11 protein-coding genes and 1 pseudogene are annotated in these 13,337 nt (G+C 68.2%); 4 read left to right on the forward strand and 8 right to left on the reverse strand.

The window, feature by feature from the left end:
- Window positions 1-406, reverse strand: a 406-nt coding sequence (locus OP79_RS46445; protein WP_033329251.1) for a helix-turn-helix domain-containing protein, incomplete at its 3' end; no start/stop codon positions are given.
- Window positions 407-598: 192 nt separating this feature from the next.
- Here OP79_RS46445 and OP79_RS46450 point away from each other — a divergent pair.
- A pseudogene (locus OP79_RS46450) lies at window positions 599-937 on the forward strand (STAS domain-containing protein); the annotation flags it as partial.
- A 101-nt stretch (window positions 938-1,038) separates the two neighbouring features.
- Here OP79_RS46450 and OP79_RS46455 read toward each other — a convergent pair.
- The gene (locus OP79_RS46455; protein WP_033329252.1) at window positions 1,039-2,541 is read right to left on the reverse strand and encodes a carboxylesterase/lipase family protein; all 1,503 of its coding nucleotides are present in this window, start codon (window positions 2,539-2,541) and stop codon (window positions 1,039-1,041) included.
- Between the two features lie 118 nt (window positions 2,542-2,659).
- Here OP79_RS46455 and OP79_RS46460 point away from each other — a divergent pair, with 118 nt between their 5' ends.
- Together OP79_RS46460 and OP79_RS46465 are read left to right on the forward strand one after the other, a co-directional pair.
- Window positions 2,660-5,788, forward strand: coding sequence for an NACHT domain-containing protein (locus OP79_RS46460; RefSeq protein ID WP_033329253.1), 3,129 nt, complete (start codon window positions 2,660-2,662; stop codon window positions 5,786-5,788).
- Between the two features lie 199 nt (window positions 5,789-5,987).
- Window positions 5,988-6,632, forward strand: coding sequence for an HAD family acid phosphatase (locus tag OP79_RS46465; protein ID WP_033329254.1), 645 nt, complete (start codon window positions 5,988-5,990; stop codon window positions 6,630-6,632).
- A gap of 97 nt (window positions 6,633-6,729) precedes the next feature.
- On the opposite strand, the gene OP79_RS46470 is transcribed toward OP79_RS46465, so the two are convergent.
- Window positions 6,730-9,255, reverse strand: coding sequence for an ATP-dependent Clp protease ATP-binding subunit (locus OP79_RS46470; protein WP_033329255.1), 2,526 nt, complete (start codon window positions 9,253-9,255; stop codon window positions 6,730-6,732).
- A 433-nt stretch (window positions 9,256-9,688) separates the two neighbouring features.
- Between OP79_RS46470 and OP79_RS46475 the strand changes: the two genes are divergently transcribed.
- A complete protein-coding gene (locus tag OP79_RS46475; protein ID WP_033329256.1) occupies window positions 9,689-10,279 on the forward strand; it encodes an SCO3374 family protein in 591 nt (196 codons plus the stop codon).
- Here the strand turns inward: OP79_RS46475 and OP79_RS46480 are convergent.
- The 5 genes from OP79_RS46480 to OP79_RS46500 all read right to left on the reverse strand — a co-directional run bounded on the left by OP79_RS46480 (window position 10,258) and on the right by OP79_RS46500 (window position 12,886).
- Window positions 10,258-10,593: a histone-like nucleoid-structuring protein Lsr2 gene (locus OP79_RS46480; protein WP_033329257.1), complete on the reverse strand. Its 336-nt coding sequence runs from the start codon at window positions 10,591-10,593 to the stop codon at window positions 10,258-10,260. The genes OP79_RS46475 and OP79_RS46480 overlap by 22 nt on opposite strands.
- A 238-nt stretch (window positions 10,594-10,831) precedes the next feature.
- Window positions 10,832-11,404, reverse strand: a complete 573-nt coding sequence (locus tag OP79_RS46485) for an amino-acid N-acetyltransferase (RefSeq protein ID WP_033329258.1) — start codon at window positions 11,402-11,404, stop codon at window positions 10,832-10,834.
- Window positions 11,405-11,413: 9 nt separating this feature from the next.
- On the reverse strand, window positions 11,414-11,896 hold the full coding sequence (locus tag OP79_RS46490) for a BlaI/MecI/CopY family transcriptional regulator (RefSeq protein WP_245685700.1): 483 nt from the start codon (window positions 11,894-11,896) through the stop codon (window positions 11,414-11,416).
- A gap of 121 nt (window positions 11,897-12,017) precedes the next feature.
- Window positions 12,018-12,209, reverse strand: a complete 192-nt coding sequence (locus tag OP79_RS46495; protein WP_033329260.1) for a hypothetical protein — start codon at window positions 12,207-12,209, stop codon at window positions 12,018-12,020.
- 50 nt (window positions 12,210-12,259) lie between these two features.
- Complete coding sequence (locus OP79_RS46500) at window positions 12,260-12,886, reverse strand: hypothetical protein (protein ID WP_106972660.1); 627 nt, start codon at window positions 12,884-12,886, stop codon at window positions 12,260-12,262.
- Window positions 12,887-13,337: the final 451 nt, after the last annotated feature.

Consider the following 13,337-nt stretch of genomic DNA (forward strand, 5'->3'; position numbering starts at 1 on the left):
AGAGGTCTCGTGGGCTCGGAGATGTGTATAAGAGACAGCTCGACAAGACCTCCCCTATGTCGTGCAGGGCCACGATCAGCTCGTCAACCCCGTCCAAGGGCGCGTCCTTGCCCGCGTACAGGAGGATCCCCCGGTACTCCTCGGGCGAGATGGTCCGGCCCGGCAGTTCGATCTGGTCCGCTTCCGCGAGGAACAGCGCGGGGACCGAGGTGTCCAGGGCCAGGGCGATGGCGGTCAGCTCGGCTGCCGTGAAGGCTCGGCGGCCCCGTTCGGCCTGGTGGACGGCCTGGCGACTCCAGGGGCGGTCGAGGTACTGGCCCATCGCCTCGCCCAGTTCCGTCAGCGACAGCCGTCGCGCCTCTCTGAAGCGCGCGATCTGCTTTCCGATGGCCTCTTCGACCCGCACCCTTGCTCCTCGCGTCATCCCCCACAATCCGCTACGTCACTCTCCATGATGACAGCGAAAGTCCACCGTTGACAAGCTTCATCGACCGCCCTACCGTAGTTCCACACAACTCGCTGTCATTCCATGGAGTGACAGCGCAACGGCGGCACAGTGCCGACTGAAGACGACCCAACGCCGACACAGGAGACCGACGTGCGCGACTTACACCTGAACTCCATCCCCGCCGGCAGCAACTGCGCCGTCCTTCAGGTCGCCGGCGAGATCGACGTCTATACGGCTCCGACGCTGCGCGAAGGCATCATCGACCTCCTCGACAAGGACGTCGTCCACGTCATCACGGACATGCGGAACGTGGATTTCCTGGACTCGACCGGCCTGGGCGCCCTCGTCGGCAGCCTCAAGCGACTGCGCACCCGCGAGGGCTCACTCAGGCTCGTGATCGACAGCGACCGTATCCACCGCATCTTCCGGATCACCGGACTCGACCGCGTCTTCTCCATCCACCTCTCACTCCAGGAGGCGATCACCGCCGACGGACACTGGCGAGCAGCTGTAGAAGGCGGCGGCCACAGCATCGAAGAGTGGTGCCGCCGGCACGAGTTGCTCCCGGACCAGCCCGGACAAGCCCCGGACTAACCCCCCAGCGGCAACGCCTCGAACACATGCCCCCGCCAAACCCCCCGCGACCCCTCCTCCGGATACGCCGCCACAGCCGGACTCGTATCGAAGAGCTGGACGAGCCGTCGTTCCAGGTCGTACGCAGGCCAGCCGGGGCCATCACCAGACGCGAAGCCCGTCCACGCGGAGCGGAAGTGGGCGGACAGCTCCTCCGCGTCCGCAGGCGGCGTCTCGCCGAGCAGCATCGCGGGCAGACCTCCGTCCAAGTTGCCGAACACCAGCGGCACATCGAGCCCATGGCAGGCGCCGAGCCCTCCGCCCATACCCGGCGCGGCCCACGTCAGCTCGTAGAAGTGCGCGCTCCCGCCTGCCCCGACCTGCGCCTCGGCCAGCCGTAGCGACGGCATACGGAACAGCCAGTCGGAGTTGACGAGTTCGTACAGCTCCTCGGGGCCGGCCTCCGGGAAGGCGGCGCGGTACGCCTCCTCCCCACCGGGAGCGAACGCCTCCAGCGCCACAGTCGCCTGAGCCTCCGTCACCTCGCCGATCATCCCGCCGAGCGCCATGAAGAGGCGGTACTCGTCACGCGTGTGCCCGACGACGAGCTCGATCTCCCGCCCGGCCCCGTCGGCCAGCGCCTGCCACGGATCGACCGGCAGAACATCTCCGTCGACGACCGGCGCGAGCGGAACCGACGTAAGCGCGACCGGCCCCCAGCGCTCCACGGACCGGCGCATGGAAGCACCCACCGCATCCCCCGCCGCGGGCAGCCGACTCGGCGCCACCGAGCCCAAATCGGCCACCGTCGGCCGTAGCCCCAGCTCGTCGGCGAAAGCACCGGCGAAATCGGCCGCGAGCTCGGCCGAGAAGAACGTACCGGGCACACTCTGCGCGACAGCCCGCCGAAAGAGCCCGGCCGCGCGCGGCATCGCCAGCAGTGCGGCCACCGATCCGGCCCCCGCCGACTCGCCGAACACCGTGACCTGGTCCGGATCACCGCCGAAGGCCCGGATGTTCTCGCGCACCCACTCCAGCGCGGCGACCTGGTCGAGCAGCCCCCGGTTGGCCGGCGCCCCCTCGATGAGCCCGAACCCCTCGATCCCCACCCGGTAGTTGAGCGTCACCACGACCACGCCCTCGCGGGCCAGCCGCGCGCCGTCGTACTCGGGCAGACTCGCCATCCCGATGCTGTACGCACCCCCGTACAGCCACACCAACACCGGCAACCCGGCGCCCGAACCGGGGTCGGGCGTCCACACGTTGAGCGTCAGCCAGTCGTCACCCGCATCCTGGGACAGCGCGTCCATCCCGAACGCCGACGACTGCGGAGGCGGCGGCCCGTACGCCACAGCCTTCCGTACGCCGTCCCAGCCCCGAACCGCCCGTGGCGCCCCGAACCGCAGCTCACCGACCGGCGGCTGAGCGAAGGGGATCCCGCGGAACACCGCAAGCCCCGACTCACCTTCTCCTCGCAACACCCCTGCTGTCGTACGGACTTCGGGTTCGTCGGCGCTCATCGTGGCTCCCTCTGAAGGCAGGTCGGACACCGCGGATCCTCCCGCGACCGTGCCTCCGGAGCCAATGGGTTTACCGGCTACGCTGATCACCCACCCGCCATGCCCTCGGGGGAGAGACATGGAACCAGCGTCCATAGGCGTCCGGTTGGCGTCGAGCGTGATCAGCCCGCTCGTCAGAAAGCTGTTCGTGACGGAGGGCCCGGGAGCGGACCTGGTCGACAAGCCCGTACGCATATCGGCGTACGTCTCCTTCACCGGCGAGAAACGGTCCCTGACCGAGAAGGACGTCACCAAACTCGCCGCCGAGCTGGTCCGACGGGCCCTGAAGAGCGGCGAACGCCCCTTCCCCGCCGACGAGGAGCAGGCCGTGGTCCACGCCCTGGCCCGCACCCTCCATGCCCTCGGCGACCTCGCCATGACCGACGTACTGGCCGTCAAACTCGGCCACGAAGCCCTCGCCATCTGCCTCCGCACGGCCGCCGACCACCCCGAACGTGACCTCTCCTTCGACGCGACGCTCTTCTACAGGCGGCTCCTCGACACGGCCTGCCTGCACATCCTGCACTTCTTCACACAGCGGTCGGCCTTCGTACCCCGCACGCTCATCGAGCAGACCCGTCGCCAGGCCGAACTCCTGGCGAAGATGGACGAGTTGATCGCCCGAACCCCGCTCCCGGGCAGTGCGGACGAGACCTTCGAACGGCGCTACCTCTCATACGTGGCGACCAGGCACAGTCAACTCACCATCTACGGCATCGACTTGGCCAACTCGCCCGACCGCTGGCCCCTGGACGCCGCCTACCTCACCCTCCAGGCCCTGCGCCCCACCGACGACCAGGAGCCCGAAGGCGGCGGCTACATCGCCTCGCCCGGCAGCCCGCTTCCCGCCGAAGAGGCCTTCGCCGACCACGACCTGGTCCTGCTGCGCGGCGTGGCGGGCTCGGGCAAGACGACGCTGGTGCAGTGGCTCGCCGTGACGGCGGCGCGGGGTGAGCGCGGGGACCGCGTCCCCTTCGTACTGCCGCTGCGTACGCTCGTCCGCCGCGCCGACGGACTGCCCGCGCCCGCCGACTTCCTGGCCGCCGCCCGCGTCCCCATCCAGGGCGCGGCCCCGGACGGCTGGCCGGACCGGGTGCTGACGGCGGGCCGCGGGCTGCTGCTCGTCGACGGCCTCGACGAGATCCCGGAGCCCGACCGCGAACGCACCCGCCGCTGGCTGCGCGACCTGATCGACGCCTACCCGGGCAACCAGTGGCTGGTCACCTCGCGCCCCTCAGCCGTACGCGAGGACTGGCTCGCCGCGGACGGCTTCACCGAACTGGCCCTCTCTCCGATGAGCCCCACCGACGTGGCCGCGTTCATCGAACGCTGGCACACGGCGGCCCGCATCGACGCCCCGGACCCGGAACGCCTCACCGCGTACGAGACCTCGCTCCTCGAGGCCGTACGCACCAAACCGGACCTGGGCCAACTCGCCACCAACCCCCTGATGTGCGGCCTGATCTGCGCCCTGCACCGCGACCGACGCGGCTATCTTCCGCACGGGCGGCAGGAGTTGTACGACGCCGCCCTCTCCATGCTCCTCGCGCGCCGCGACCAGGAACGCGACATGCTCCCCGAGTCGCCGCAGGACGGCATCCGACTCACCGAACTGCCCCAGATCCAGCTCCTCCAGCGCCTTGCCTACTGGCTGATCCGCAACAACCGGCTGGAGATGGACCGCGAACGCGCCGAACGCATCATCGCCGACGCCCTGCCGTCCCTGCCGGCCGTCGCGAGCCAGGGGGACGCCTCCGCGATCTACCGCCATCTCCTCGTACGCAGCGGACTGCTGCGCGAACCCGCCATGGGGACCGTCGAGTTCGTCCACCGCACCTTCCAGGACTACCTCGGCGCGAAGGCGGCGGTGGAGGACGGCGACTTCGGGCTGCTGGTCCGGAACGCGTCCGACTCTCAGTGGTCGGACGTGATCCGCATGGCGGTTGCCCATGCCCGGCCTCGCGAACGGGCTGGGTTCCTGCGCGACTTGCTCGACTCGGCCTCGGGCGACCACATCGCCCCCGGCGCCGGTGCCCGCATCAGGCTCATCGCCCTCGCCTGCCTCGAACACGCCACAGAGCTCGACCCGACGATCCGGGCCGACGTGGAGCAACAGGCGGCCACGCTGCTCCCCCCGCGTACGACGGAGGAGGCCCGGGAGCTGGCCTCGGTGGGCCCGCTCGTCCTGGAGCTGCTCCCCGGCCCGGAGGGCCTGTCCGAGACGGAGGCCAGGGCGGTGGTGATCACGGCCTCGCTCATCGGCACGGACGCGGCGGTCCCGGTCCTGGCCCGCTTCCGCACGCACCCGGCCCTTGCGGTGCGCGCCCAACTCTCCTCGACCTGGCATCGGTTCAACACCGAGCAGTACGCAGCCGATGTCATCGCCCACCTACTGCCGGACGAGCTCTTCTTCGCCGTTGAGTCGACCGCCCAGCTTCGCGCCTTGCACGCCCTCGGCGGCAGACCTCAAATACAGGTCATGGGGGACATCGAGCCGGCGGAACTGAGTTCCTGGCTCGTGCCGGACAAAACCCGCCAGCTCGCCCTGTGGCGCAACCAGAAGCTGCGCGACCTGAACTTCGTTTCGCGGCTGAGCAGGCTCGATTATCTGGACATCAGCGATAGTCCGTGCGTGGAAGATCTGGCCCCCTTGGCCGAGATGCCGCTGAAATGGCTGGCGTTGGACCGTATGGCGGGCCTGGAGAAGCCGGGGGCGCTGACCGCGCTTTCGGCTTCGGCCACCCTGCGCGAGTTCGACACCGGCGTTCCCCTCCACGGCGATTCCGTCGATGCCGCTCTCCCCGAGCTACCGCTGACGTATCTGCGATTCACCAAGAGTGCTCTCTACTTCACCGGACTGCGCGGTCTGCGTCATATGCGCTCGGTGAAGACGCTGAGCCTGGCGACACTCATCGAACCCCTCACCCCCGAGGACTACGAAGAGGTCGCCCTGCTCCCAGAGCTGACGCAATTGCGCCTCAACTGGACTGCGGTCCCGTGGACCGAGGGCCCGGTCCTGCCAGGCATTAGGCACCTTCACTTCAACAAATTCACCGGAATCGAAGATCTCTCGGCGGTACCGGCTTTCTTTCCAGGGTTGGAGTCGGTCTCATTCTTCCTTGCCCCGGAGGCGACCGAAGTCCCGGAACACATCCTCGCGCTCCTGCCCGGCACACGCACCATCCGGCAAGGCCACATCACGCTGTAGCCCTGCTCACGGCACAGCCGAGCACCGACCTCTAGCCCAACTCCACTTGGGCACCTTACAGTTACCAGCCGGTAATGCCTTGGCCTCCCCGTGGCCTCACACGCCCGTGACGATGCAGCGCGGCCCATGTACGTCGTAGGACCCGCACCGCCCCTCAATGCTTCGACGCGACGCGACTCAGACGCGAGAGGAACCCCCCATGACAGGAAGAAGCTGGAAGCGACGCCTCGTCGGCGTGACCGCCGCCGCCACGGCCGTCACCGCCGCCCTGGTGACACCGGTCGCCGCCGCGAGCCCGGCAGCGGCCCCCGCCGCGGCACCGGCCGCGGCCACGACCGCCGCTGCCGCGGACGTCGACTACGACACCTGGCAGAAGGACTGCCAGGCGGTCATGAACGACGCGTTCCCGTACCTCAAGCAGCGCATCGCCGACGCCGCCGCTGGCGAGAAGCAGGCGATCGTCTTCGACATCGACAACACCACGCTGGAGAGCGACTTCGGCTTCAGCTACCCGTCCCCGGCCAACGCGCCCGTCCTCGAAGTCGCCAAGTACGCCCAGGACCATGGCGTCGCCCTGTTCTTCGTGACCGCGCGCCCGGACATCATCGGCTCCGTGACCGACCACAACCTCAAGCACGCCGGCTACAAGGTGTCGGGCCTGTACGTACGCAACTTCGGCGATCTCTTCAGGGACAAGGCCGAGTTCAAGACCGAAAAGCGCGCGGAGATCGAGGCCAAGGGCTACACGATCATCGCGAACATCGGCAACACCCCCACCGACCTCTCCGGCGGCCACGCGGAGAAGGCGTTCAAGCTGCCGGACTACGACGGGCAGTTGTCGTAAGCCACCCGTAGCCCTCTGTCGGGCACGCGAAGGGGGCCGGTGCCAAAGCACCGGCCCCCTTCTACGACCTTCGACTCTCGGCTCAAACCCCGGAGGGTCAGGCCTCCTTGCTCAGGTTGGGACCAGCCCCACCAGCGGCCTGCTCGATCGGCGGGACGTCCGGCAGCGCCGCCTTCTCCTCGCCGCGGAAGGTGAAGGTCTTGGTCTCGCCCTCGCCTTCCGTGTCGACGACCACGATGTGGCCGGGACGCAGCTCGCCGAAGAGGATCTTCTCCGACAGGCTGTCCTCGACCTCACGCTGGATCGTGCGACGCAGCGGACGCGCGCCGAGCACGGGGTCGTAACCCTTCTTGGCCAGCAGCTCCTTCGCGGACTGGGAGAGCTCGATGCCCATGTCCCGGTCCTTGAGGCGCTCGTCCACCTTGCCGATCATCAGGTCGACGATCCGCAGGATGTCCTCCTGGGTCAGCTGCGGGAAGACGACGACATCGTCGACGCGGTTGAGGAACTCGGGCCGGAAGTGCTGCTTCAGCTCGTCCGAGACCTTGTTCTTCATGCGCTCGTAGTTGGACTTCTTGTCACCCGAGGCCGCGAAGCCCAGGTTGAAGCCCTTGGAGATGTCCCGCGTGCCGAGGTTGGTCGTCATGATGATGACCGTGTTCTTGAAGTCCACGACCCGGCCCTGGGAGTCGGTCAGACGACCGTCCTCCAGGATCTGCAGCAGCGAGTTGAAGATGTCCGGGTGGGCCTTCTCGACCTCGTCGAACAGGACGACCGAGAACGGCTTGCGGCGGACCTTCTCCGTGAGCTGACCGCCCTCTTCGTAGCCCACGTAACCGGGGGGCGAACCGAAGAGACGCGAGACCGTGTGCTTCTCGCTGAACTCCGACATGTCGAGGGAGATCAGCGCGTCCTCGTCACCGAAGAGGAACTCGGCGAGCGCCTTGGACAGCTCGGTCTTACCGACACCGGACGGACCGGCGAAGATGAACGAACCACCGGGACGCTTCGGGTCCTTCAGACCGGCACGCGTACGACGGATCGCCTTCGACAGCGCCTTGACGGCGTCGACCTGGCCGATGACCCGCTTGTGGAGCTCGTCCTCCATGCGGAGCAGTCGGCTGGACTCCTCCTCGGTCAGCTTGAAGACCGGGATGCCGGTGGCCGTGGCGAGGACCTCGGCGATCAGCTCGCCGTCGACCTCGGCGACGACGTCCATGTCGCCGGCCTTCCACTCCTTCTCCCGCTTGGCCTTGGCGGCCAGGAGCTGCTTCTCCTTGTCGCGGAGAGAGGCGGCCTTCTCGAAGTCCTGCGAGTCGATCGCGGACTCCTTGTCGCGGCGCACGCCCGCGATCTTCTCGTCGAACTCGCGGAGGTCCGGCGGCGCGGTCATCCGGCGGATACGCATCCGGGAGCCGGCCTCGTCGATCAGGTCGATCGCCTTGTCCGGCAGGAAGCGGTCCGAGATGTACCGGTCGGCCAGCGTCGCGGCCTGGACGAGAGCCTCGTCCGTGATGGACACACGGTGGTGCGCCTCGTACCGGTCTCGCAGGCCCTTGAGGATCTCGATGGTGTGCGGCAGCGACGGCTCCGCGACCTGGATGGGCTGGAAGCGGCGCTCGAGCGCGGCGTCCTTCTCCAGGTGCTTGCGGTACTCGTCGAGCGTGGTGGCACCGATGGTCTGGAGCTCACCGCGGGCCAGCATCGGCTTCAGGATCGAAGCGGCGTCGATGGCGCCCTCGGCGGCACCCGCACCGACCAGCGTGTGCAGCTCGTCGATGAACAGGATGATGTCGCCGCGGGTGCGGATCTCCTTGAGCACCTTCTTCAGGCGCTCCTCGAAGTCACCGCGGTAGCGGGAGCCGGCGACCAGCGCGCCCAGGTCCAGGGTGTAGAGGTGCTTGTCCTTGAGGGTCTCGGGCACCTCACCCTTGACGATGGCCTGCGCCAGGCCCTCGACGACGGCGGTCTTGCCGACGCCGGGCTCGCCGATGAGCACGGGGTTGTTCTTCGTACGACGGGACAGCACCTGCATGACCCGCTCGATCTCCTTCTCGCGCCCGATGACCGGGTCGAGCTTGGACTCACGAGCGGCCTGGGTGAGGTTCCGGCCGAACTGGTCGAGGACCAGGGACGTCGAGGGGGTGCCCTCGGCAGGCCCACCAGCGGCGGCGGTCTCCTTGCCCTGGTAGCCGGAGAGCAGCTGGATGACCTGCTGCCGCACCCGGTTGAGATCTGCGCCCAGCTTGACCAGGACCTGGGCGGCGACGCCCTCGCCCTCACGGATCAGGCCGAGCAGGATGTGCTCCGTGCCGATGTAGTTGTGGCCCAGCTGAAGGGCCTCGCGGAGCGACAGCTCCAGGACCTTCTTGGCACGGGGGGTGAAGGGGATGTGCCCGGACGGGGCCTGCTGCCCCTGCCCGATGATCTCCTCCACCTGCTGGCGGACCGCCTCGAGCGAAATCCCGAGGCTCTCCAGGGCCTTAGCGGCGACACCCTCACCCTCGTGGATCAGGCCCAGGAGGATGTGCTCGGTGCCGATGTAGTTGTGGTTGAGCATCCGGGCTTCTTCCTGAGCCAGGACGACAACCCGCCGCGCGCGGTCGGTGAACCTCTCGAACATCGTTAATCGCTCCTCAGAGCGGTCAGGCAGTAAGGGGACGCTCCCCTCCCTGTCCTTCCGCAGCTTAGTCCCGCAAGCGGGGACCGCTCATTCCATCTGCCGACACCCGTCCCTGGCCTCCCAATCGCCGAACGCCGACATCTGCTCCAACTCAAGCGTGCGAGACGATGTTCCCGCAGGCCAGGCAGATACCCTCACCACCTGTACGCCGATGGCGAACGTGAGATGCCCGAGCCTTGCGTGTCGCCCCTTCCCACTAGGGATGTCTTACCCGTACGTACTGACAGTCCATGCCGCGCGCACCCATTCCCTCCGCTATGGGCGAACATCCTTGCGCCGCCGAGCGCTTCCACACGCCCCCGTTTTGGACACGCAGCGCGCACATGCGAACACCCGGCGTAACTCGAAGCCCGTTTTGGCGGTTGCTCCTGGCATGGTCCCCACCATTCCTCTCCCCCGCAGGCCACTGAACGCCGACGACACCGACGATCAGGTGCGCCATTGGTACGAGAACGAACTGGGCTGGGCGACAGTGCCCGGACCTCCCGTCGAGCTGCTGACGGGCCTGCGCTTCGACGTCCTGGAGGTACCCGCGGAGGCGGGTTACGCGGCGCTGCGGCATCTGAGGCCGGGTTCTCCGGTGGCCGTGCAGGCGGACCGGATGCGGCTGCTGGTGGCCGCGGGAAGCGCGGACGAGCTGCCGGGGCTGCTCGACTGGCTGGAGTGGGGATCTCTCGCGCTGGACATCAGGGCGATCGGCGCGGGCGGACGCATCGAGGCGCCGCTGCCGCGAAATACACGGAGCACGCGAACCAGCACGGTGGACGGCTCGCAGGGGGCCGCCGTCTGGCTGCGGCCCCCAGAGCCGGACTGCGAGGTGGAGCCTGCGTTGCCGACACTGTCGGCGCTCGGCGGGGGCGGTGGGGGCGCCCCCGATCTCGTACGACTCGTGGACACGATGGCAACGCAGTGCCACCGGATCCGCCTGCGGCAAGGTCGCTCTCAGGCGTTGGCCTTCTCGTAAGCCTCACGAATGGACGCCGGAACACGGCCACGGTCATTGACCTCGTAACCGTTCTCCTTCGCCCAGGCGCGGATCTGCGCGGTGTCCTGACTCCCACCGGAAGTGACGCGCGCCTTGCCACGCCCCCCGGAGGCACGGCCTCCGGTACGACGGCCGCTCTTCACGAAGGGCTCGAGAAGGCCACGGAGCTTGTCCGCATTGGCAGTCGTGAGATCGATCTCGTACGTCTTGCCGTCCAGCGCGAACGTCACGGTCTCGTCCGCCTCGCCGCCGTCGAGGTCGTCGACAAGAAGGACCTGAACCTTCTGTGCCACCGGATTTCCTTTCATCGATAACTTCAGGGCCGAGGGTCCGCGGCGGATGCCGCTGTTTCATGCCCCCTGTTAATGCACTACTGCAGTACGTCCGAAAGCAAACCGCTTTTGCTGGAAAAACACAAACCCCTGGGAGAGACCGGGAGAGACCGACCTGACCTGAGAAGACCGAAAACGTGCGCGTTTCGGACATAGAGCCCCCGGGCAAGGGGTGCCGGGCGTATTCCTTCGCCGACGATCACAGATGCAGAAGCATCCGGCTGTTGCCCAAGGTGTTCGGTTTCACTCGTTCGAGACCGAGGAACTCTGCCACGCCCTCGTCATAGGAACGCAGTAGCTCGGCGTAGACCTCGGGGTCGACGAGTGTCTCACCGATCTCCACGAAGCCGTGCTTCGCGAAGAAGTCGGCTTCGAAGGTCAGGCAGAATACCCGGCGAACACCGAGCCAGCGGGCGGTTTCCAGCAACTTCCCCAGCAACTGATGGCCGACGCCGGCGCCCTTGAGCGCGGGATCCACCGCGAGAGTACGGACTTCCGCGAGGTCTTCCCACATCACGTGCAGCGCGCCGCAGCCGACCACCTCGGACCTTGGTCCGGCATCACTCGACCCGGCATCACTTGAGACGGCATCCCGTTCCGCGACCCAGAACTCCTGGATGTCCTCGTAAAGCGTCACCGTCGCTTTGTCGAGCAGGATGCCGCCGCGGACGTACGCGTCAAGGAGGCGGCGCACCGCAGGGACATCGCTGGTCCTGGCGCGGCGGACGGTGAGGGCTTTACCGGTGGTGACTTCGGGCTGCTCTGCTGGCATGACCGGACGTTATCGCCCGGTGTCGCCCTTGGTGGCGGCGGGGTTCTCGCCCGTGGTGTTCTGGCGGGTGGAGGTTTCGCCGGGGGCGGTTTCGCCGGTCGCCGTTTCGCCCGAGGAGGTTTCGCGGGCCACGCTTTCGCCGGTCGTCGTTTCGCCCGTCGCGGTTTCGGGGCCTTCCACGATGCGGAGGGCGTCCCGCAGTGCCGCCCGCTGTTCCGGGGACATCATGCCGAAGAAGGCGACGAGCGCGGCGGCCTGGTTGTCGCTCTGCGACCAGGCTTCGTTCATCAGGGCTGCCGCGTAGGCGGCGCGGGTGGAGACCGCCTCATATCGATAGGCCCGGCCTTCCGCTTCGCGGCGCACCCAGCCCTTCTGATGGAGATTGTCCAAAACGGTCATCACCGTGGTGTACGCGATGGACCGTTCCTGCTGAAGATCTTCCAAGACTTCTCGAACGGTCACCGGGCGGTTCCACTTCCACACCCGCGACATGACCGCGTCTTCGAGTTCTCCCAAGGGGCGAGGCACGCTTAGCACCCTAGTGGGATATTTCAGTCACGGCATGGCGAACGTGACTTTGATGGACATTTGGCCACAAAAGGGGCGTACGAGTTCAGGCGCCGGTGGTGCGATCACGTTCGCCGGAGGCCTGGCGGGTGTTCTCGGCGCGCGCGAGGGCGGCGTCGACGACCGCGTCCTCCTTGGCCTTGTTGGCGCCGCCCTGAGTCTTCACGATCGTCACGATCAGACCGGTGAAGAACACAGCCATCACTACGGGGGGCAGAAGCGCGGAGACGTAGTCCATGCCTTTCAGAGTAGCCACGGTGTCCGGGCGGGCCGATCGGGGGCCGTGACCTAGACGGCCGTGAGTTGCTGTGAGGGCTTGGCCGGTGGGGTGGGCGGCTTGCGCCTGGGCGGGAAGACCTCGCCCGGAGTGGGGATGGGGCGGTTCGGGTGCGCGGGCTTGGGGCTGCGCTGCGGCTCGGTCTTCGGCTTCGGCTGGGGGGCGGGCTTTTCCGCCGGCTTCTTCTCGGGGTCCTCGGCTCCTGCACGCGCGCGCGTGCGGACGTTTGCGGCGAGACCGCCAGGGAGGGCCGTCAGGTGGGGACGCCGTGCCGCGCGGTTCCCGCGAACCAGGAGGGTGGCCGCCACGGAGTTGCCGCGCAGGGCGCGCAGGGCGGAGAGGTCGGCGGGCTCCGGGCGGTACCCGGCACTGAGCGCCTCCTCCAGGAGCGTCAGGTACCTGGCTGCGGCGCCGGGCAGCGCCGCGCGATAGCGGGCAAGGTCGGCCAGCAGAAAGGCGCGCAGCCGGGCGCCCTCACGGGCCGCCTCGTCGACGGACTCGGCCAGGCGGAGACAGTCCTGGACCTCCTCGGCCGAAACGGGGGTGGGGTGAAGGGCGAGGGCGAGCGCACGGCGGAGCACACGCAGCTCCTCCGCACCGAACGCCATGCCGCCGCGGGATCCGTAAGGCGTGGGCATGCGGCGACGATACGCGCTAATCAGACAAAATGGCGTAGAACACCTCCGGCGGTTGGGCCGGTTGAGTTCGTGGGTCGGTGCGGGTCCGTGGTGGCTGGTCGCTCCCCCACTCTCGGCTGCTCCCCCAGTGCCTTAAGGGCCTGGGGGCCCCAGAGCGGGGGCCCCCCATCGCGGCGGAGCCGCAAATCGACACAGCCCCGCGCCCCTAAAAGCCTGCGCCTACCCGGGCGCCCCGGGGAAGCCCGCACCCCCAACTTCCCGCAGTTTCCCTCCGGCGGGAGGGGGCGTGGGCCGGTGCGTCGTATGCCCGTCGCTTAGCTTCGGTCTCGGAGAACCCGCACCGTGTACCGGGCCAGGGCCGTATGCCCGCCCTGCGACGGGCTGACGCACCGGCCCACGACCCCGCACCCCCACCCACCCCAGGGGCGCGGGGAACGGCGCGACCAGCCAC

Origin of the sequence: Streptomyces yerevanensis, from assembly GCF_000716805.1 — a bacterium.
Lineage (GTDB): Bacteria > Actinomycetota > Actinomycetes > Streptomycetales > Streptomycetaceae > Streptomyces > Streptomyces flaveus.

Coding starts and splice junctions, on each gene's coding strand:
- OP79_RS46455 (WP_033329252.1), bottom strand. CDS start 2,541: ATGAGCGCCGACGAACCCGAAGTCCGTACGACAGCAGGGGTGTTGCGA.
- OP79_RS46460 (WP_033329253.1), top strand. CDS start 2,660: ATGGAACCAGCGTCCATAGGCGTCCGGTTGGCGTCGAGCGTGATCAGC.
- OP79_RS46465 (WP_033329254.1), top strand. CDS start 5,988: ATGACAGGAAGAAGCTGGAAGCGACGCCTCGTCGGCGTGACCGCCGCC.
- OP79_RS46470 (WP_033329255.1), bottom strand. CDS start 9,255: ATGTTCGAGAGGTTCACCGACCGCGCGCGGCGGGTTGTCGTCCTGGCT.
- OP79_RS46475 (WP_033329256.1), top strand. CDS start 9,689: ATGGTCCCCACCATTCCTCTCCCCCGCAGGCCACTGAACGCCGACGAC.
- OP79_RS46485 (WP_033329258.1), bottom strand. CDS start 11,404: ATGCCAGCAGAGCAGCCCGAAGTCACCACCGGTAAAGCCCTCACCGTC.
- OP79_RS46490 (WP_245685700.1), bottom strand. CDS start 11,896: ATGTCGCGGGTGTGGAAGTGGAACCGCCCGGTGACCGTTCGAGAAGTC.
- OP79_RS46495 (WP_033329260.1), bottom strand. CDS start 12,209: ATGGACTACGTCTCCGCGCTTCTGCCCCCCGTAGTGATGGCTGTGTTC.
- OP79_RS46500 (WP_106972660.1), bottom strand. CDS start 12,886: ATGCCCACGCCTTACGGATCCCGCGGCGGCATGGCGTTCGGTGCGGAG.